Origin of the sequence: Pedobacter sp., assembly GCF_041645105.1 — a bacterium.
In the GTDB taxonomy this organism is placed as follows: domain Bacteria; phylum Bacteroidota; class Bacteroidia; order Sphingobacteriales; family Sphingobacteriaceae; genus Pedobacter.
The window spans coordinates 1,000,094-1,021,758 of record NZ_JBAZQQ010000001.1; the positions used below are offsets into that span (position 1 = coordinate 1,000,094).

Genomic DNA, 21,665 nt, shown 5'->3' on the forward strand with positions numbered 1-21,665 from the left:
ATAGGGCAGCAAAAAGGTGAGTCGAAAAACTGCTAATCTTCATAAACAAAAATCGATTGGTTAATTTTCTTTTCTAAAACACGAATATAAGTCTCATTTAATATGCTTAAAATCATATATATACTCATGAATTCTTGTAAAAATATGGCATTAGATTGAATAGAAATAGTAAAAATCAGCCATTTTTTAAATCAATCATTTACTAAAGGGGCAGAGTAAGCTACTAAAGTCCCATTCCCCTGAACCAATATAACTCATCTTCAAATTAATTCGTTCCTTTTCTAGCCCCTTGAAAGAAAAAAGCCAGCAGTTATGTATAACTACTGGCAAAGTAAGTGGTCCCGACGAGAATCGAACTCATATCTAAAGTTTAGGAAACTTCTATTCTATCCGTTGAACTACGGGACCAAAGCTGTCTAAAATTAAAACAACAGGTCGCAAATATAGGAATAAAATACTTGAGCCATAATCATTTTTTTATAATGGCTTACACAAAACATACAGGAGATAAAATCGCCTAACATTCTTCCTTTTTCTTTGTTTATTTAATAACCAGTCTACAAATTAATAAGTTTGTGAATGCCCCAAACCATTAACACTTATGAGAAAAATCTGCCATGGATAGCCGCATTGGCCATTTTCATGCAATCTTTGGATGGGACTATCTTAAATACAGCATTACCTTCTATAGCGAACAATTTAAATCGTTCACCAACTCAAATGCAATCTATTGTAGTTTGTTACACGCTTACACTTGCACTGTTGGTTCCTCTAAGCGGATGGCTGTCCGATAAATTTGGCTCAAGAAAAATATTCATTTGGGCCATTGGATTGTTTGCCCTGGGCTCCTTAGCTTGTGCAATTTCACAGACGTTACCTCAGCTTATTGCCGCTCGAATGTTACAAGCTGTAGGCGGCTCAATGATGGTACCAGTTGCCAGATTAGCCATATTATACACCTATTCAAAAGATAAGCTATTAGGCGTTATTAATTTTATTACTATTCCCGGTATGGTAGGCCCAATCATTGGCCCCACTTTAGGCGGCTGGTTAGTAGATATTGCCTCATGGCATTGGATTTTCATTATCAATATTCCAATTGGCATAATGGGCATTATATGGGCCCGCAAGACGATGCCAGATTATAAACACCTGACCAAAGGCTTCGACTTTATAGGCATGATTCTTTTTGGAGGTTCATTGGTCGTGCTCACCATAGGAATAGAACTAGGTTCAGAAGGTGTAATAGGCGGCTGGACACTAGCAGGAGTATTTTTATTAGGCTTTTTAATGATGAATGGCTACTACCGACACTACAAAAGATCAAGTAATCCCATAATCGATCTGGAGCTGATCAAAATCAGAACCCTCAGAATCGGTGTTTTTGGCAACCTCTTTACTCGTTTAGGGATTGGTGGAATGCCTTTGCTTTTACCCTTGCTATTTCAGGTAGGACTTGGGCATTCGGCCATGGCATCTGGAATGATGTTGATTCCAGTAGCCCTATCATCAGTACTGGTTAAACCTTGGGTCGTACCAATAGTAAAGAAATTGGGCTATAAGAAAACATTGATTATAAATACCTTAATCATTGCATTAGTAATAGGTCTGTTTGCCCTCATTTCAACAGATACTCCACTACCAAACTTAATTCCTTTACTTGTGATTTTTGGTGCCGTGAACTCCATTCAAATGGCTTCTATGAACACGCTTTCCTTATCTGACCTCAACACAGAAACGGCTAGTGGAGGAAATAGCTTATTGATGGTAATGCAACAGCTATCGATGAGTTTAGGCATCTCCGTTGCGGCCTTCTTATTGTCTAAATATCAAAATGAAATAACAGATATGTCAGCCTCCATAGTGACGGCCTTTAAGTATACTTTCCTGACTATGTCTGTATTAACAGCGATCGCCAGCCTGTTATTTTTACGATTACAGGCTGACGATGGTAATGCATTAGCGAACAAAGACACAGGTCCAGGTGAAATTACCTGATTACACTGCCATTAATATGTTTGGCGATTGGTGCTACAAAAGCAAGTTTGCCGTCTGCATCTTCCGACATTAAGATCATACCCTGAGATACAATACCTTTGATTTCACGCGGAGCAAGGTTAACCACTAAGCTTACCTGTTGTCCGATCACATCTTCAGGCTTATAATATTCGGCAATACCAGAAACTACTGTACGCTGATCAATTCCTGTATCCAGTGTCAACTTTAACAGTTTCTTAGTCTTTTCAACTTTCTCTGCAGCAACAATAGTTGCAACACGAATATCAACAGCTGTAAACTGTTCAAATTGAATATCTTCTTTAGCAGGAGCTGCAACAGCCGAAGCAGTAGTGTTATCCACCTTACTCTGATTCAGTTTATCTATTTGTGCCTGTACTTCTTCATCCTCGATTTTCTCGAACAATAAAACAGGTTCATTCAACTGGTGTCCTCTATGTAAAAGGTTCATTTTACCAGCAGCTTCCCAGGTATGTCCGCCATAATTCAGCATCTTCATCAATTTATCTGCTGTGAAAGGCAAAAATGGTTCGATTAATATTTCAAGATTTGCTGCGATCTGTAAACTGATGTTCAGAATGGTACGCACTCTGTCTTCATCAGTTTTAATCACTTTCCATGGCTCAGTATCCGCCAGGTATTTATTACCTAAACGTGCAACGTTCATCACTTCTGTTAAAGCCTCTCTGAAACGATAGTTTTCAATAGAAGCACTAATTTTTGCAGGTGCCGCAGCCAATTCATCAATTACCAGCTGATCTTCAGGAGTAACATGCATACACATCGGCACTTTTCCATCAAAATACTTGTGGGTTAATACCACCACGCGATTGATGAAATTACCGAATACAGCTACCAACTCATTGTTATTTCTAGCCTGAAAATCTTTCCAGGTGAAATCATTATCTTTAGTTTCTGGCGCCGTAGCCGTTAAAACATAACGCAATACATCTTGCTTATCCTTAAACTCTACAAGGTATTCGTTTAACCAAACGGCCCAGTTTTTAGAGGTCGATATTTTTTGTCCTTCAAGGTTTAAGAACTCGTTTGCAGGAACGTTATCAGCAAGGATATAATCCCCATGCGCCATTAACATTGCAGGGAAAATTATACAATGGAAAACGATGTTATCCTTTCCGATAAAATGTACCAGTTTAGTCTCTTCATCTTTCCAGTACTGTTCCCAGTTTCCTTTTTCTACCTCATTTTGATTGATGTAGTATTCTTCTGCTTTAGGATTCCATACATCCAGACGGGCATAGTCAAACAACTCTTTAGTAGCCGATATATAGCCTATTGGGGCATCAAACCATACATAAAGGACTTTCCCTTCAGCATCCTTCACAGGGACTTTTACACCCCAGTTAAGATCCCGTGTCATGGCACGAGGCTGTAAACCTGCATTTAACCATGATTGACATTGTCCAAAAACATTTGGTTTCCATTCCTTATGGCTATCAATATATTCTCTTAACTGATCTTCATATTTATCAAGAGGTAAAAACCAGTTTTTTGTTTCTTTTCTTACTGGAGGTTCACCAGATAATGTCGACTTCGGATTGATTAAATCTGTAGCATTTAATGTGCTGCCACAGTTCTCACACTGGTCTCCATAAGCATTCTCATTACCACATTTAGGACAAGTTCCAGTGATGTAGCGATCAGCTAAAAATGTTTGCGCTTTTTCATCAAAATACTGCTCCGTAACCTCTTCAGTAAAAACTCCTTTTTTATATAATGTTTCGAAAAAATCAGAAGCTGTTTGGTGATGCATTAAAGAAGATGTCCTGTGATAAATATCAAAAGAAACTCCAAACTCTTTAAAAGAGTCGCCAATGATTTTATGATACTTATCAACCACAACCTGTGGGCTTACACCTTCTTTTTTAGCCTTTAGCGTAATAGGAACACCATTTTCATCAGAGCCACAAATAAATTTAACATCCCTTTTATTGGAACGCAGGTATCGTACATATGTATCTGCTGGTAAATAAACACCTGCCAAATGTCCTATGTGTACCGGTCCGTTAGTATATGGCAATGCGGCCGTAACGGTATATCTTTTTATCTTACTGTTATCCAAAACTATTTCTATTATTTTGGCAAAGATAAGCGTTTTACACAGGAATGGAATTAGCATATAGTTATTTTGATTATTTTAGCTAAAATTAGATTTGCCAATGATTACCCAACCCCCATATTTAAAAAAAGGAGATAAAATTGCAATAGTTTGCCCAGCGAAGAAACTGCCAAGCAGTATTGATAAGGCGATAAAAATTCTTGAAACATGGGGACTGGAAGTTATCATAGGAGAAACTGTAAATGCTTCGCACCATCAGTTTGCCGGAGATGATTCTCTAAGGGCTGCCGACTTACAAAGATTTCTCGACGATCCGGAAATTAAAGCCATTATTGCTGGGAGAGGTGGGTATGGTACTATCAGAATTATTGACGAGCTAGATTTTAACAAATTCAAAGCCAATCCTAAATGGATTGTTGGTTTTAGTGACATTACAGTATTGATTTCGCATATATTGGCAACATTAAACATACAAAGCATACATGGACAGATGCCTTACACCTTTGCTGATGCAACACCAGAATCATTAGCTTCAATGCACGGAGCCTTATTTGGAGAACAACTTCATTATGAATATACGCCCACCTTTCCTGGCAGAACCGGCAAGACCAAAGGGGTTTTAATTGGTGGAAATTTAACGTTGATGGTGATGATGCAGGGTTCGGCTTCGGAAATAGATTATACTGATAAGATTTTGTTTATTGAAGATGTTGGTGAGCACGAGTATGCTATAGATAGAATGATGCGGATGTTAAAGCGCGCAGGAAAACTGGACAAATTAAAAGGTCTGATTGTTGGTGCTTTTAATGAACAACCACCCGAGTCCATTCCTTTTGGGGCTAGCCCTGAGCAAGTGATATGGGACTTAGTAAAGGAATATGATTATCCGGTATGTTTTAACTTCCCCGTGGGGCATATAGATGATAATAGGGCTTTGGTAGTGGGAAAAGATATAAAGTTAATCAATCAAGGTGATAAAATTTTAGTCGCTCAATCCTGCTAATAACATAATCTTTAAATAAAAATGGCCGGAAGAAAAATCTCCCGACCTTGACTGCCGAAATGCAGCTTTTTATCAATTAAAACGGAGGAAAATCTTCTAAAAAGCCCGTTTTATGAAATCCCTCAACTTTATAGCTGACTCCATTTACGATCAAATCGAAGGAAATCAAATCTGCAACTGCTTTAGAAATTGGAGCAACTGTTCCATTAGTAACAACTTTTCCATTTGCAACACTAAATGTTGGAATGGTAGTTTTAGTTGATGCAATGTTTGCAATATTAGTCCCAGAAAAACTCTGATCATTCAAATTTACAGGAATCTTCCCTTTAACAGCAATTACTGTACTTCCGGACTTTATCGTTCCCGATGTCTGAATCCACATCTCTTTCCCATCGTCTGCTGAAGTATTGAATGACAGCACCGAATAATACGTTCCTTGATTATTCACTTGCACATACCAATCACCAGCCATTTTTTCCATGGAAGTTCCTCCAGCAGGCACATCCTTCTTACAAGCGGACGCGAGTACAACCATTATTAAAACAATAGTTGTATTTATAAATATATTCTTTTTCATCTTTCGTATTCTAAAATTTATAACAAGACCATATTATTTACCCCACCAAACTTTGGTATAAATTGGTACTTCTGCAGGTGTATTTGAGTTTCTACTTTTTTCATTATCCGGGAATACAAATCTTCTTGGAAAATTTCCTGGCCCCGTAACACCATTCGGAGAGTAAACTAATTGTCCAGCATAAGTAGTTGCATAAGACGGATCTTTAGAATAAACAGGGCTAATTTTGGGATAACCAGTTCTATTTTGCTCTAAGAAAGCCTCAAGTGCATGAGATCCAAATAGCGAAGCCCATTTTTGAACAATGATTGCTTCAATTTTAGTATCTAAACTACCACCTGGATAAGCGTATACACCAGTCAACAGAGCCCCTGGTGTTAAACCCACCTGTGCAAAGGCAGCTGTCACCCCCTTATCATACATGGCTTTCGCTCCGACACCTCCAAAATAACGTTCCAAAGCTTCTGCCTGCATAAAATAAGACTCCGCTTCGCTAATCAACCATGCCGGGTCAGTAGATTTAATAGTTGGATTAGTTGCACCATTTGTAGTAGTCAAATAATCTCCTTGATGAGCTGAAACAATGACACCATCGTCTGTTACAAAATAAGCTTTATCCCTTGGATCAGCATTTTTTGTCAACCAGGTAATTAATGTTTTACTTGCTTTTAAGTTATCAGGCGTATTTAATCTTCTAAAGTTATATTCAAAGAAAGGATTACTTTTATTTGGCGTGTTCACAAAGACGTCCGCTCCGGCGTTCCCTTCCAAGAACTCAGCATTACTTGCATATAGAGCCTTTACCCCAGCATCAGCCTCTGTAGGTTTAGCATTTACCATTCTAAGATACATCTTAAGCTTAAGTGTATTGGCGAATCTAACCCAGCCATCCATATCTCCTTTAAATAGAAGATCCGTCTTCATCTGAGCATCAGTCAAATCTGTACTTTGAAAATCTTTTGCTAAAGCTGCATCAATTTCAGCGATTAGAGACTTATAAATAGTATATCCATCATCAAATTTTGGTTGCACATATACCGTAGGCTGCAAAGCTTCAGTATAAGGAACTTTATCAAAAAGATCAACCAAAACTTGATAGGTATAAGCCTTCATCACTGTGGCCATTAAGTTATAATGCCATTCCTGCTTATCATTAGCAATTTCTAAAGTCAATCTATAATCATTCAATGCACCGCTATATAACTCAGTATATGCTCCATTAATAAAATTGGAAGTATTACTTAAATTATAAGCATCCACTGTACGGAATTGACTTGATCCACTATTCTGAGTCCAAAATTGCGCCCACATTCCCCCTATAATTGAAAGATCCCCGTTGATACGTCCGACACTAGACATCACTCCTGAAGGGAACAAAGTTTCCATGGTAGCATCCTCAACTTTTGGGTTATTAGGACTATTATTGATATCCAGTTTATTACAACTCGATGCCAAAAACAGAGCCGAGAGCACTATTATATGTTTATAATTAAATATCTTTTTCATAATTGTAGACCGTTAAAATGTTACGTTTAAAGAAAGACCAAAATTGCGTGTAGAAGGTCCACTCCTAAATTCTCCTAATTCACTAAACAAATCATTGCCATAATTAGAAACCTCAGGATCGATAACTCTATTCTCTTTTGGCAACCAGGTAAGTAAATTTCTGCCATAAGCAGTTAAAGAAGCCCTATTTGCACCAATTTTACGTGCAACTGCAGCAGGCAATGCATAGCTTAAAGTCAGCTCTCTGACTTTCAAAAAGGTTTTGTCTAGTATTCTGTCTTTATAAGCTCTGGCCTTTCCGTTACCAGTGTAGAAATAATCATAAAAATTAGTTTCACTTATTGGTGTGGTATTTTCAGCATATCCTGTAACATTTCCAGATGCATCTTTGACCTCTGTAACCGAATTTGGAACTACAAAAGTTCTTCTGTCATTATACAAAGTGTTAGCAGAGTTACCCACAAAGTTTAACAAATCAGCTGTACCTGAATAGAATACTCCTCCCTTTTTAAAATCTAGGACAAGACCTAAAGTAAAGTCCTTATATCTGATACTGTTATTCAATCCCATAACGAAATCCCTTTGACTCGTACCATAAGAAACAAGATCTGCGGCTACAACAGGAAACCCAGTAGTACTTACTATAGTTCTTCCATCTGGTGTTAACTTAGCCACAGGAGCTTCAATCAAACCTAAAGGTTGTCCAACTCTGGCCACAAACTGTGCATCATAAGCTGTATTAATGGTAACCTTATCCAATCCATCAGGAAGCTCAAGTACCATATTTCTGTTTCTTGTGAAAGTGTACATAATATCCCATGTGAAGCTATCGGTTTTAACAGGCGTGCCATTCAGTGCAATCTCTACACCCCTGTTCCTTACTTTACCAAAGTTTACCACTCTAAAATTTACTCCGGTAGAAGGAGCTGATACAATTGGTAAAATCTGATCTTTTGTATTTCGACTATAGTAAGAGAAGTCTATCCCTAAACGATTATCAAAAAATCTCAATTCAGCTCCAAATTCAGCTTCTGTACTAATTTCTGGTTTTAAAAATTGATTATTCAAAGTATTAGAAACACTATAAGCTGGAACACCATCAATTGGAAAAGTAATATTTCCAAAGCCAAGAGTTACATCCGTTTTTGTTAAAGTATTAAAAACTCGGTAAGGATCCGTATCACTTCCTGTTTTTCCATAAGCAGCTCTAAGTTTCAGCAAACTGATTTTTGCGCTTGACAAATCTACCACTTGAGAAAGTAGTATAGATAAATTTGCTCCCGGATAAAAATAACTTCTACCATCAGGTGGCAAAGTTGAACTCCAGTCATTTCTGGCATTTAAAGTTAAATATGCAAAGCTTTTATATCCCAAAGTAGCAGAAGCATATAACCCAAACAAACGTCTTTCAGTAGAATTTTGTGTGGACACTGGGCTATTTGCAGAATTCTCAATTTGATAGAAACCCGGAATTGCCAAATCCTCTATTCCTGTATAAAGCACTCTAGAACCTCTATTATTAAAATTGAATCCGATCAAACCATCTATATCAAAATCAGCATTGAACTTTTTATTGAATAATGCATTTATTTTAGAATCAAATTCAAAATACTTTTCAGAGCCCTCAATTACATTACCAACACTTTCTTGTCTGACAACTTCTTCATCATTCCCACCACCATTCCAGCTGCCAGGTGTTGGATTATTTTTTGCATTCCAGATTTTATCCGAAATATTATTTACATCAATACCTTGTTGCAATTGAAACGTTAGCCAGTCATTTGCTTTAATTTTCAAATCTGCATTACCATAGAATCGATCACTCTTAAAAGTAGAACCATTTTCAAATACTGAAAAATATGGGTTCTGAGCAAATGGGCTAAAATATCCGTCTACATCATAAAATTTGTTATTGTAATCTTTAAATGCTTTAATTGGAAAATCCACTGGAATTTGCAATATATCTTCATAAAAAGATGAACCAATCCCTGAAACGGCCTGTCCTGTTTGTACAGCTCTGGTATTTTTACCAATATAATTTGCAGATGCACTCAATGAGATTACTTTACTAAACTTAGAAGAACCATTTAAGCTAAGGGAATTTCGCTTATAAGTATCATTTGCACCAGGTAGAATCCCGTTACTATACACATTTCCATAAGAAAAATGAAAAGTAGAAACATCACTACCTCCGCTTAAGGAAATATTATTATTAAACTCCTTTCCAGTATCAAATGCATCTCTAAAATTGTTTTTAACAAAAGAAAATGGCTTTTCTTGTCGTTCTCCATCAATTTCGGAACCCCAAGGTCTCACTACACCATCCAGTTTTCCTCCCCAGCTACCATTTTCTGCAATATAAGCCTGTTTCGCAAATCCTTGCCCATACTGATCCTGAAGATCAGGAACAATGGATACCTGGGTAAAAGATGCAGCTGAAGAAAAATCAACTTTTAATTGCCCTGCTTTACCTTTTTTAGTAGTGATCAAAATAACTCCTGAAGATGCTCTTGAACCATAAAGAGAACTAGCCGCAGCGCCTTTTAAGATACTAATACTTTCGATATCATTTGGATTGATATCATTTGCGGCATTACCAAAGTCATAATTTTCCTGCAGATCTCCAATACTATTGGCACGGGCAGCTTGTCCAGGACGAGAGTTGTTAACTGGGACTCCATCAATCACATATAGAGGTTGATTATCTCCAGCTATAGAAGAAAAACCTCTCAAAATCACTTTACTAGATCCTCCGGGCTGACCAGAAGTTGAAGAGATATCCACTCCTGCAACTTTTCCCTGCAATCCCGAGACAAGATTAGTCGGATTTGCTCTTGTGATTTCTTCAGATCCAACCTGTGTCGCTGAATATCCTAAGGTCTTTTTCTCTCTGCTGATACCCAAAGCTGTTACCACAACCTCTCCCAATTGCTTCGCATCCGTAGTCAAAGTAACATTTACCACATTACTCGAACCAATAGCAGCTGTTTGCGTTGAATATCCAATAGAAGAAAATTCGAGTGATTTTTGCCCCGATGCAACCTTAAGGGCGTATTTACCACTTGCATCTGTTGATGTACCTGTCGAAGTACCAACAATTTTTACAGAAACTCCCGGGATTGGTAGCCCGTCATCCTTTCCTGTAACTGTACCAGTAATTGTTCTATCTTGTGCCATCGCAGCTCCTGCAACGAACACCAAAATGAACAAACTTTGTAGAAGTTTTTTCATAAAAAATTAAAATTTAGGTTAGTTAATAATAATCAAATATACCAAATATGATATGCAAGCATAAGGTGCATACAAAAGACTATCTGTTTATGACAAAAAAATGACACAAATTTATAACAACAATATTCGAGAAAAGGTATTTATTCAAAATATTATTTCGAATAAACAATCTTAAACGAAACTAAAAATCACAACTATAACTGTATCATTAGCTTTACAGAATATTTAACAGTTTTTAACGTTTAACCTCATTTTTTTTGATAAACACTATTTTAATAAAATCCAAACTCTAGTAAAACCCTAGATTTACCTATTAACAACAAAAGATCAATTCACCAGAAAAATAGAATTAGCAAACAACAGCTTTCCATTCTCCCAAAATGAACGAAAAAGAGCATTCGCTCCAAAATAGATTATCGTCCCTTTTCCTAATGGCTGAACACCAAAAAGCATCCCATTATCCAGCTTCTTAATAACTCCAGCACCAGCTATGCCCGCTACATAGCTATCACCTTTTAAAACTCCCGTATTCCATCCTGATTTCAGAAACTCATACAGCCTATCGTCTGTTTTCAATGTATAATAATTATTCCCAAGACCCACAGAGATCGGATGACTCAAGTCAAGGTCGACTTTAAAAATAGCCCCAGGTATAACATTTGATAAATTAGCTCGCTTACGACTTACGTATTTAGGAACTTCCTCCAACGAAATTTCATCTTTTAAAAACTCTTTCTTTTGGATCTCAAAAGGCTTTCTCCCTATTGCACTTAATATCGCGTCTTCGAGTAAAATCAACTTACCACCAATCTTTATCCAATCTTGCAATTTCTCCCCCAACCCATCACCATAATTCCCATCAGGTAAAATCAAAGTATTCACCTTATTAATATCAAGAGCTCCTATATCATCAAGACCAATAACCATAACCGGACACCTCAGTTCCTGTTCCAAAAAGTGCCAAACCTCACCCATACTCTGAGCCGAAATTTCAGGATCAGTTACAACAGCAATTTTTGGAACATTCAATACAGGATAAGCAGAGGACCCAAAATCTTTACCTTGATCAACATAACCACCCATTACCGGGAAAAATAAAGACTTATGTATTTTTTCAATCTCCGCGATTTTTACAGGGAGCTCTTTAACCAATCGTTCATTTTCAGTCCTATATATAAGCAACGATCCAATTGGAAAAGATTTACCGCCTACAGTAAAGCCTTCTTCTGCAAGTCTTACTTTAATCCCTGCGGCTTGCAATGCAATGAGGGTCTTCGCATCTTCTACTGATTCCCAAGGCAAAAGCCAGGCATAAGGTTTCTGACCTGAGATGACCATACTTTTGGGTATTTCAAGCGCTTCATACTTCCCTTTAATAGATGCTTGACTTGCATAAGCATTTAAACCGAAAGCATAGGGAAGCGCCCATGCAGTAATATCATAAGTATTTGAATCCTTAACTGTAGTTTGTGGCTCAAAAAGCACATTGGCTAAAACTGCCGAAGGCTGCTGAAGATTTATAATAAGATCATTACGGTCTATTGTAAAATTCCCTGTTTTTCTTGTTTCATAACTATAACCGCTTCCCGACTCCATGCCTCCATACGCAAACTCTACTCCATTACGTCTTAACAATTCGGCGAGACGTCTTATTTTACCTAGATTCTGACCTTTAACTATATAGCTTTTAAAAAGACCTGGAGGCTTAACCATTGCCGTTTCAAAATACCCTTTAAATTCATTTACCAGTTTATCGGAATGTTTAGATACCGTCTCCAGTGTGGCCATTGCTGCTGTAAAATGATGGTCTATTCGATCTTTCAATGTCAAAGTATCACCATCCAAGGTAACAACGGCCAATCCTGCTCCTATACCTCCTTGCTCATAGGTCATGCCTATGGCGCCATTATATAAAGGATAAGTATCTCCATAAGAAGGATACAATAAATCAAACTGCTCTTTGGTAAAATACTTCCAGCCCTTCTGATCAAAGTATTTTGCATTATTCTTTCCTACAATAATCTGGAACTCCCTTTGCCATGGGGTTATATCCTGATGAATGGGTTCGGCCGCAGGGGCGAAATAATAAGGCTCATTATAATTTTGTTCATGAAAATCAACATGTACCTCAGGCATCCATTCCTTATACAAAAGCAATCTTTGTTGGGTTTCAATTTGCGATTGCCAGGCCCAATCTCGATTAAGATCAAAATAATAATGATTAGACCTACCACCTGGCCAGGGTTCAATGTGTTCTCTTGCCATTGGATTGGGATTAGGCTTAACCCCAACAACACTGTTAAAGTAATTGACATACCGTTCACGACCATCTGGATTTAAACAGGGGTCAATAATAACTACGGTATTTGCTAACCAATTCTGAATATTTGATGTTTTTGCCTCCACAAGGGCATAAATGGTTCTCAAAGCAGCCTCAGTCGAACTCGCTTCATTACCATGCACATTATAGCTTAGCCATGCAATAGCAGGCGGTTTAAAGCCCTTGATTTGAATTTTCTCTGCTCTACTTAGGCTTTTATTATGCTGTCTAATCTGTTCAAGCTTCTCCATATTGTTCTTTGCCGACACAATTCCAACTAGCAACTCGCGCCCTTCATAGCTCTTACCATAACTGATAACTTTAATATTCTTTCCAGATTTGCCCAGATAATTAAAATAGTCCAAAACCTTATCATACGGTGTAAATTTAGAACCCAGCGGATAGCCTAAAAACTCGTCTGGCGACTTTACCTGCCCCTTTATAGAGCTCCAACCTAGCAATAAAAACACAAAGAGAATCCGGAAGTCTTTCATAGCAAGGAATTAATATACCTAAAGTACTAAAGAATATTTTTTGTTTCTCGTTCATCTGGTTATTTTTACAGCTTCACACATTAATATGTATATGTTTAGCATCGAATCTATATATCAAAACTATCTCAACCATCCAACAGTTTGCACTGATACCAGGAGTATTGTTGATGGCTGCTTATTCTTTGCGCTTAAAGGAGATAAATTTGATGCGAACACTTTCGCTGCTCAAGCCATTGAACAAGGTGCTGCATATGCAATTATAGACGATAAAACTTATCAAGTAAACGAAAAGTGCATTCTCGTGCCAGATGTACTAACAGCATTGCAGGACTTAGCCAGATACCATCGTGATCAGCTCAACATTCCTGTTATTGGATTAACAGGTAGCAACGGCAAAACCACAACCAAAGAGCTGATTAATGCTGTTCTTTCGCAGAAATACTCAACCTTTGCCACAAAAGGCAATTTAAACAATCATATTGGCGTCCCGCTATCTATCCTTTCTATTACAAAGCAAACAGAATTAGCCGTTATAGAAATGGGTGCAAACCATCAAAAGGAAATCGAATTTCTTTGCAGCATTGCACAACCAACCCATGGTCTGATTACCAACATAGGCATGGCTCACCTTGATGGTTTTGGTGGATTCGAAGGCGTGAAAAAGGGGAAAGCGGAACTGTTCGACTATCTTAAAAAGCACCAGGGCATCACTTTTGCAAATAGGAATAGCACCTATATCATCGAGATGATTGAAAAAGCAGGATTACAAAAAGTGATTTATTACGGTACGGATGCAAGCAACACCATTTCAGGCAAGCTTATTAAATCAGATCCTTTTATAGACCTTTCATGGACCAGTGGTGCAGACTCATTCAAGACAGAAGTACATTTAACGGGCACTTATAACTTTGAAAATATATTAGCCGCAATTTGCATTGGACACTTTTTTGAAGTTTCTCCTATTGATATTAATACGGGTTTATCTCATTATCAACCTAATAACAACCGCTCTCAAATAACTAAAACCGCTACCAACACCGTTATCTGCGATTTTTATAATGCCAATCCAAGTAGTATGGCAGCCGCGCTTAATAATATCGAATCATTGAGCAGTAATCATAAAACCGTTATTATAGGAGACATGTTTGAACTAGGTGAAGAGTCATTTGCACAACATCAATTCATCATTCAACAAGCAGAGAAACTACATATAGATACGCTTATTTTTATAGGCAAACACTTTCAGGGCGCAAAACAAGACTATAAGGGACACTTCTTCACAACTCCTGCAGATGCCCGGGAGTTTATCACTAAACACCCTATAAATAACAGTTTGGTTCTTTTAAAAGGATCAAGAGGAATGGCACTAGAACAGCTTTTACCGCTATTATAAGCTAGTTCACTACAGCCACTTTTATTCCTACATCACTAATCTCCGTCAAAGGATTATCCCGCATATTTTGTTCTAATTCCAGCTCATATTTGCCTGGAGCAGGGAATTTAAAATTGGTCAGCAACGGAAAAGTATAAGAATATACGTTTCCAGAGCCTGAGCCATTCCATGCTCCATCGGCCTGTGCCAATTTAAATTCATAACGCCTATTACGTTTTTTTTGTGCTGTTTTCAAATTCAACAGCACAAAAATATTAGAGTAACGGTAATCTGAAGTATGTCTCAGTTTAAAGTAAATATTATACGCTTTATTGCTATCTGTAATATCAACAACAACCTTAACCTTATCTGCATAGCTCCAGTTTCGAGCAGGCATAGTATGATTTATATCTGCAATATTGCTCGTATCACAGCCGCCAAACAATAGCAAAAAAATGGCAGCAAACAAAACAAAAAAACTACGATTCTTCATTCTTAGGCTTATCCGAGGGCTTTTTTCTACGATTATTCCTATTCCTGTTATTTCTGTTCCCTGCAGGTTTTTCTGCACCGGACTGCTCTGTTACTTGAGCCACTTTAGGCTTTGGCTGAAGTTGGGCCTTTGGTTGCCCTTGTCCACCAACATTCTCTTTCTTCGCTATATCCTGCTTGTTTTTACCTTGCTGAGGCCTGTCAGTTCTATCAGGTCGTTCTGTATTCTTTTTGTTGCGATTCTGATTGTTATTCCTATTGTTATTTTTATTCCCCTTATTACGAGGTTTATCATCCAAACGGGTTAAACTGTCTTGTCCAACTACATTTTCATAATCAGGAATTTTATCAATCACCGCAGCAGGAGTTAACTCAACAGCTTCTTCTTTAAGGTTATTAGGCTTTTGTCCTTTCTTATTCATGGCCATGATCTCCTTTACACGGTCAACCTTTAAAGGAATCCAGTCTTCCGTATTCGGATAACTAAACCACATTAATTTCTTAAATATATCTGTTTTTTGATGTCTTGCGACTCCTATTTCAGTCTGTAAACTTTCAATACGATCCGGAATATCTTTCAATGCATCCAAATAAGTATCCAATTCGTAGTTTAAACAACACTTTAATTTACCGCATTGTCCGGCTAATTTCAGGGTATTTAAAGATAAGTTTTGATACCTGGCTGCAGCTGTAGACACCGTTTTAAAGTTCGTTAACCAGGTAGAACAACAAAGCTCCCGCCCACATGAACCTATCCCACCTAATCTACCTGCTTCTTGTCTCATCCCGATCTGCCTCATTTCAATCCTTATACGGAAAGTTTCAGCCATCTTTTTGATCAGTTCCCTAAAATCTACACGACCTTCAGCAGTATAAAAGAAAGTCGCTTTGGTTTTATCTCCCTGATAATCAACGTCACTTATTTTCATAGATAAGCGTAAATCAAGGGCCAGTGTACGAGCTTTATGCATCGTTTCCCACTCCATAGCCTTTGCAACTTTCCATTTCTCAACATCTGCCTCTGTCGCTTTTCTATAAACTTTTCTTGTTACCTGATCTACGGCCGTCTTACGACGTTTCATTTGTATCCTTACCAACTCTCCGGTAAGTGAAACATGGCCAATATCATAACCACCAGTCGGCCCTTCAACTGCTACCAGTTCTCCAATTTCAAGATAAATGTTATCATTATTTACAAAGAACTCTTTCCTTGCTCCTTTAAATTTAACTTCTACTACCTGAAAAGGCTTATAATTTGAGGGCATGTCTAAATTCGACAGCCAATCGTAAACTTCCATTTTTCCGCATCCGCCAGTGGCACAAGAGCCATTACTTTTACAGCCTGCGGGGGCGCAACCGCCTCCTGTAGAACAACTTCCACATCCCATAATTAATTATATATATTGAGTCCCTTTCGGGAACGTTTTAAATTTGATTATTTTAACCAATTGTAAAGATACATCTAAAAACAGAATTTTAGGGTTAGCATTTCGTTCAATATGGTAATGTGCCTTTTCAAGTTCTGCAATAATTGCATCAGCCATGTTCAGATCCAAAACATGTGTAGATAGTTTTTTAGCTGTTTCCAATGCCCTGGCAGGCAATTTCACCAATTCATCAGCCCCACTAAGCAACAAACTACATTCACGTAAAAAACTGATCCCATACTTTAAAAAGTTTTTCTGATTTTCACGTCCCCATGTTGCTGCTTGTTCTACAAATACAGTTAAATCCAACACACGGTTCCCATACCCCATTCGCAGCCACTCCGCAAATTTATCTGCATTCTCATTATGCGTATTGGCAACAAGCGATTTCGCTTCTATTAAGTTTCCATCTGCCAGGAAACTGTATTCCGTAGCTTGATTTTCTGGCAACCCGTGCCCATCCATCAGATAAGTCTCTATTGTTGCGTGAGAAAGCTTAGGAATTTTAACGATCTGAGTCCGCGATAAAAGTGTAGAAAGGATTTGTTCCTGATTATTTGCCACCAGGATAAATAAAGTATTTTGAGGTGGCTCTTCAATAATCTTTAGCAAGGAGTTCCCTTCTTTATCCAAATACTCAGGTAACCACATGATCAGCACCTTAGTTTCTGCCTCAAAAGCCTTGTAGCTTAATTTTTTAATGATATCATGACATTCAGCAATGTTGATGTTAGCCTGTTTATTCTCTGCACTCAATTTAGAACGCCAGATGTCCATATCAAAATAAGCATCAGCGAGTAACATACTTCTCCATTCTTCCAAGACATCCACGGCTGTTTTCACATCTTTGGAAGCGAAGAAAGGATAAGAAAAATGCAGATCAGGGTGGATGTATCTTTCGTACTTACGACAGGAAGAACAGACCCCACAGCTGTCATCAATTTGTTTATCCAAGCAATTGATATATTGTGCATAAGCAATAGCTAAAGGCAAAGCTCCGCTTCCTTCTGACGACAGAAATAATTGAGCATGACTAATCCGGTTTTCAGCAACCGTTTGTATCAATTGCTGTTTTATATTTTCTTGTCCGACGATCTCTTTAAATTGCATTTGGTGCAAAATAACATTTTTTGTTCGATATTTCTTTTGCTACCCTTTTGCTTTTCTTTTGCTATTGTTTTGCTATCCTTTTGCTCACACCAATAAAAAGGCAGATTCAAGGCTGTTTTAGAGCAACTTGAATTGACTAGTCCGCCACTTTATGATTTTACTTATCTTTGCCCACATGCCCAGAATTATTGCATTTGATTATGGAACCAAGCGTATCGGAATAGCCGTTACCGACCCCCTGCAGATTATAGCAACGGGACTGGACACTATACATCCTAAAGATATTATTGAATACCTAAAAAAATACCTGCTGGCAGAAGAGGTTGAAGCTTTTGTTTTAGGTGATCCAAAGCAAATGGATGGCTCGCCTTCTGACTCTGCACAACACGTAAAGGGTTTTGCTAAGACACTTAAAAAAACTTTCCCTAATATTCCACAACATTGGATAGATGAAAGATTTACTTCAAAGCTTGCACATGAAACCATTATGCAAAGCGGGTTAAAAAAACAAGATCGCAGAAATAAAGAAAGGGTTGATACCATATCTGCAACCATCATTTTGCAATATTTTATGGAACAGCATCGTTAATGAGAGCATAGTTCCGAATTGAATTTAAATATGAGTTTAATTAATGACGATATGCAGCAACTGCTGCTCAATTACTGCGAACCTGAGAACGCATTACTGCAAAAGATAGACCGGGAAACGAACCTTAAGGTTCTGATGCCGAGAATGCTTTCCGGACACTATCAAGGTCGTGTTTTAAGTATGCTCAGCAAAATGGTTAGCCCATCAAGAATTTTGGAGATTGGCACATTTACAGGTTATGCTACACTATGTCTCGCTGAAGGATTGAATGAAAATGGAATCCTATATACCTTAGACATCAATGAAGAGCTGGAAGAAATGGTTCGGGCTAACTTTGCCGCATCTGAGTACAATAACAAAATAAAATACATTCTCGGCGATGCCAATGAAACCCTAAATGGCTTAAATGAGACATTTGACCTTGTGTTTATTGACGCTGATAAGAAAAACAACGGTACTTATTACGACATGGTTTTTGACAGGGTACGTCCTGGCGGACTCATCATTGTTGATAATGTACTATGGAGTGGAAAAGTACTGAACACCAATCAAGACAAGGACACTAAAAATATCAGTACTTTTAACGATAAGATTTTAGCAGACAGCCGTGTAGAGAAACTTATTCTTCCTGTTAGGGACGGATTATTTGTCATCAGAAAAAAGTAAATATGATAAAAACAGCACTGGTTATTTCACTATTATTTACTTGCTTCAGTTTTAGTGTAAAAGCCCAAACCACTGACGAGTATATTGAGACTTATGCAGAACAAGCTCAGGCCCTGATGCGTGAATATAAAATACCCGCTAGTGTTATTCTTGCTGTAGCCATTCATGAATCAGCTGCCGGAACAAGTAAAATTGCACGCTACTTAAACAACCATTTCGGCATAAAGGGAACCAATAGTAATACTGAAATCCGCTCTGCTTATAAAGATTATCCAACTGTTAATGAATCTTACGAACATTTTCTGGATTTCTTAAAAAGCAGGACATCTTTCAAGCAACTCTTTGATAAGTATAATCAATATGATTATAAAAACTGGGCAAGAGGGATACAAAGAGGCGGATATGCCAGAAGCAGAAGCTGGGCTTCACAGATCATTGGAATTATAAAGAAAAATAATCTATACGAGTATGATGAGCGACCTGAGGACTATATAGAAGCTGCGACACCAGAACCTGTATCCCATAAATCAAAATCTACAACGTCCTCCAAAACTTACATGGTTAAACGCGGCGATAGTCTATACTCCATCGCTAAGGCTCGTCGAACCACCCCAACTGCCATCATGAAAAAAAACGGATTGAAAAGCGCTGCTATTAAACCCGGACAAAAACTTAAATTATAATGAACAATAAATTCCTAGCCCTAGCCCTCCTTTCGATTGTATTTTTAACTGCCTGTAAATCCAGAAAATACAGTAACAACAACAAGCAGATCGAAAAAGCCGCTAACAAAGCAAATCCTAATGCAAAATCATATACCACATTAAATTATATTGAGTCCTTTAAAGATGTCGCCATTGAAGAGATGAATAAATACGGCATTCCTGCCAGCATCACTTTAGCACAAGGAATCCTTGAGTCAGGAAATGGCAATAGCTCACTTGCTAAATATGCAAATAACCACTTTGGTATCAAATGCACCTCTGATTGGAAAGGAAAAGGTTATTATAAAGACGATGACAAAGCAGACGACTGTTTTAGAGTATACAAGGACGCAAGAGAATCGTACAAGGATCATTCTGAATTTCTAAAAAGAAAACGCTACAGCTTCTTGTTTGAGTTGGATAAGAACGACTATAAAAACTGGGCCCGTGGCCTAAAACAAGCTGGATATGCTACAAACCCTAAGTACCCGGATCTCCTGATTAACCTGATCGACCGTTACCAGCTTTATAAATATGACCAACCTGAATCTGAAAAAGATAAAATAAGACGTGAAGACAGAGTATTTTCAGAGATCAATGCCAATATCCCTAAAGAAAAAGAGAAATTCACCCCAGTTGAAACACCACCTTCAAAACAAGTTGTTAAAACACCAGATACTTTACGAATATCGGCTCCTGTTGTCAGAGACAGTACTACTCAAAACAATACCGCTCCTATCTTTAAACCTAGCACTTACACCGTTAAACAAGGAGACACACTTTACAACATCTCTAAAAAATTCAACATTACGATAGAGGAGTTAAAGTCATTAAACGGAATTAGTGATACTGGAATAAAAATTGGTCAAACAATCACCTTAGTTAAATAATGTTAATATTATTACACAGATAGCCTTATCTTGTAGTTTTGTATTTGAATGAAGTTTTATAGCCTTTTACTCTTTTTTTACTGCTTAATGTTTAAAGCATTGGCACAGCAACCAACTGTGAGGGGCTTTGTCGTAGATAAGGATTCTAAACTTCGACTGGCAAAGGTTTACATTTACAACTCAGCTAATGATGAGGGGATTTATAATACCCCAAAGGGAGAGTTTAACATTAAAGCTAAACAAGGGGATACGCTATTTGCCGTTTTACAGGGCTATGCATTAGACACCGTCGTTATTCATAATCAGAATTCTATTTATTTTCAATTAAAATCTTTTGGAATTCCTCTTCGGGAAGTCGCCATTGTGGGTGATAAATTTACACCCATGCAACGCCATGAAAAAACGTTAAAAGAATACAAGTACGCATTAGACAAAGGGAAAGCAAAGGATTTACTGAACCTTGGCCTGGGTGGCGCAGGATTGGGTATAGATGCTATTTACAATCTATTAAGTCGTCAGGGTAAGAATGCACGCCATTTGCAAAAAATAATTGAGAGAGATTATCGTGAAGCAATTATCGATTATAGGTTTAAGCCTGATTTTGTAAAACGGGTATTACAGATTGGTGATTTTGAAGCGGAAGACTTTATGCAGCAATACCGCCCATCGTATGATTTTGTCCTCAGCGCCTCCGATTATGCTTTTGTAGTTTATCTAAGAAATAACTACGCCAATTATAAACGTAATCCCTCCGCATTTAAACTGCCTCCATTGCCCAAAGTAAACATAGAAAAGTTTTGAAAGCTTTCTTTTTAATCGTTTCAAAAATCCCAGCCAATGCAATGGCTGTTTATCCATTCATTCTTTTAAAGAATAAATTTCAAAAAGAAGATCTGGTATTGATAAATCATGAAAGGATACATCTTAGACAACAACTGGAATTACTGATAATCCCTTTTTATCTTTTGTACCTGATCAATTATGTAATCAACCTGATCAAATACAGAAATCATTACCGTGCATACTTAAATATCTCATTTGAAAAAGAAGCTTACGCCTGCGATCAGAACCTTAATTACCTAAAAAGCAGAAAGTTTTTCTCCTGGATAAACTATTTCTAAAACACCTACTTTTAATGCCATTTATCCAATTAGTTTACTATTAAACTTTTAATACCTCAGTTTTTTG

At 37.6% G+C, this 21,665-nt stretch carries 17 protein-coding genes and 1 tRNA gene; 9 read left to right on the forward strand and 9 right to left on the reverse strand.

Features of this window, described 5'->3' with window-relative positions:
• Window positions 1-336: 336 nt before the first annotated feature.
• Window positions 337-408 (reverse strand) — tRNA-Arg (locus WC623_RS04180).
• Window positions 409-579: 171 nt separating this feature from the next.
• On the opposite strand from WC623_RS04180, the gene WC623_RS04185 reads away from it, so the two are divergent.
• On the forward strand, window positions 580-1,998 hold the full coding sequence (locus tag WC623_RS04185) for a DHA2 family efflux MFS transporter permease subunit (RefSeq protein WP_372848263.1): 1,419 nt from the start codon (window positions 580-582) through the stop codon (window positions 1,996-1,998).
• On the opposite strand, the gene metG is transcribed toward WC623_RS04185, so the two are convergent.
• The gene (gene metG / locus WC623_RS04190; RefSeq protein WP_372848265.1) at window positions 1,991-4,099 is read right to left on the reverse strand and encodes a methionine--tRNA ligase; all 2,109 of its coding nucleotides are present in this window, start codon (window positions 4,097-4,099) and stop codon (window positions 1,991-1,993) included. The two genes, WC623_RS04185 and metG, sit on opposite strands and share 8 nt — an antisense overlap.
• A gap of 97 nt (window positions 4,100-4,196) precedes the next feature.
• On the opposite strand from metG, the gene WC623_RS04195 reads away from it, so the two are divergent.
• The gene (locus tag WC623_RS04195; protein ID WP_372848267.1) at window positions 4,197-5,099 is read left to right on the forward strand and encodes an LD-carboxypeptidase; all 903 of its coding nucleotides are present in this window, start codon (window positions 4,197-4,199) and stop codon (window positions 5,097-5,099) included.
• 76 nt (window positions 5,100-5,175) lie between these two features.
• Here WC623_RS04195 and WC623_RS04200 read toward each other — a convergent pair whose 3' ends face one another.
• The 4 genes from WC623_RS04200 to WC623_RS04215 all read right to left on the reverse strand — a co-directional run bounded on the left by WC623_RS04200 (window position 5,176) and on the right by WC623_RS04215 (window position 13,227).
• Window positions 5,176-5,676, reverse strand: a complete 501-nt coding sequence (locus WC623_RS04200; RefSeq protein ID WP_372848269.1) for a lipid-binding protein — start codon at window positions 5,674-5,676, stop codon at window positions 5,176-5,178.
• 33 nt (window positions 5,677-5,709) lie between these two features.
• On the reverse strand, window positions 5,710-7,182 hold the full coding sequence (locus tag WC623_RS04205; RefSeq protein ID WP_372848271.1) for a SusD/RagB family nutrient-binding outer membrane lipoprotein: 1,473 nt from the start codon (window positions 7,180-7,182) through the stop codon (window positions 5,710-5,712).
• Window positions 7,183-7,194: 12 nt separating this feature from the next.
• Window positions 7,195-10,413, reverse strand: a complete 3,219-nt coding sequence (locus WC623_RS04210) for a SusC/RagA family TonB-linked outer membrane protein (protein WP_372848273.1) — start codon at window positions 10,411-10,413, stop codon at window positions 7,195-7,197.
• A gap of 327 nt (window positions 10,414-10,740) precedes the next feature.
• Window positions 10,741-13,227: a M14 family metallopeptidase gene (locus WC623_RS04215; RefSeq protein WP_372848275.1), complete on the reverse strand. Its 2,487-nt coding sequence runs from the start codon at window positions 13,225-13,227 to the stop codon at window positions 10,741-10,743.
• A 91-nt stretch (window positions 13,228-13,318) separates the two neighbouring features.
• Between WC623_RS04215 and murF the strand changes: the two genes are divergently transcribed.
• On the forward strand, window positions 13,319-14,620 hold the full coding sequence (gene murF / locus WC623_RS04220; RefSeq protein WP_372848277.1) for a UDP-N-acetylmuramoyl-tripeptide--D-alanyl-D-alanine ligase: 1,302 nt from the start codon (window positions 13,319-13,321) through the stop codon (window positions 14,618-14,620).
• A 1-nt stretch (window position 14,621) separates the two neighbouring features.
• Here murF and WC623_RS04225 read toward each other — a convergent pair whose 3' ends face one another.
• Genes WC623_RS04225 through WC623_RS04235 form a run of 3 tightly spaced genes read right to left on the reverse strand, consistent with a single transcriptional unit; the run spans window position 14,622 to window position 17,628 of the window.
• A complete protein-coding gene (locus WC623_RS04225; protein ID WP_372848279.1) occupies window positions 14,622-15,092 on the reverse strand; it encodes a gliding motility lipoprotein GldH in 471 nt (156 codons plus the stop codon).
• Window positions 15,079-16,479, reverse strand: a complete 1,401-nt coding sequence (locus WC623_RS04230; RefSeq protein ID WP_372848281.1) for a stage 0 sporulation family protein — start codon at window positions 16,477-16,479, stop codon at window positions 15,079-15,081. Before WC623_RS04230 ends, WC623_RS04225 begins: the two co-directional genes overlap by 14 nt.
• 6 nt (window positions 16,480-16,485) lie before the next feature.
• Window positions 16,486-17,628 carry an ATP-binding protein gene (locus WC623_RS04235; protein WP_372848283.1) on the reverse strand — a complete coding sequence of 381 codons (1,143 nt, stop codon included), beginning with the start codon at window positions 17,626-17,628 and terminating at the stop codon, window positions 16,486-16,488.
• 175 nt (window positions 17,629-17,803) lie between these two features.
• On the opposite strand from WC623_RS04235, the gene ruvX reads away from it, so the two are divergent.
• From ruvX to WC623_RS04265, 6 genes are all read left to right on the forward strand, one after another.
• Window positions 17,804-18,217 (forward strand): Holliday junction resolvase RuvX, encoded by a 414-nt coding sequence (gene ruvX, locus WC623_RS04240; protein WP_372848285.1) that lies wholly within the window; start codon window positions 17,804-17,806, stop codon window positions 18,215-18,217.
• 30 nt (window positions 18,218-18,247) lie between these two features.
• A complete protein-coding gene (locus tag WC623_RS04245; protein ID WP_372848287.1) occupies window positions 18,248-18,883 on the forward strand; it encodes an O-methyltransferase in 636 nt (211 codons plus the stop codon).
• A gap of 2 nt (window positions 18,884-18,885) precedes the next feature.
• Window positions 18,886-19,566, forward strand: coding sequence for a glucosaminidase domain-containing protein (locus WC623_RS04250; RefSeq protein ID WP_372848290.1), 681 nt, complete (start codon window positions 18,886-18,888; stop codon window positions 19,564-19,566).
• Window positions 19,566-20,477 (forward strand): glucosaminidase domain-containing protein, encoded by a 912-nt coding sequence (locus WC623_RS04255; RefSeq protein WP_372848292.1) that lies wholly within the window; start codon window positions 19,566-19,568, stop codon window positions 20,475-20,477. The genes WC623_RS04250 and WC623_RS04255 overlap by 1 nt, the downstream gene beginning before the upstream one ends.
• An 87-nt stretch (window positions 20,478-20,564) precedes the next feature.
• Window positions 20,565-21,278: a hypothetical protein gene (locus WC623_RS04260; protein WP_372848294.1), complete on the forward strand. Its 714-nt coding sequence runs from the start codon at window positions 20,565-20,567 to the stop codon at window positions 21,276-21,278.
• A complete protein-coding gene (locus tag WC623_RS04265; RefSeq protein ID WP_372848296.1) occupies window positions 21,275-21,598 on the forward strand; it encodes a hypothetical protein in 324 nt (107 codons plus the stop codon). The genes WC623_RS04260 and WC623_RS04265 overlap by 4 nt, the downstream gene beginning before the upstream one ends.
• The last annotated feature ends 67 nt before the right edge of the window (window positions 21,599-21,665 follow it).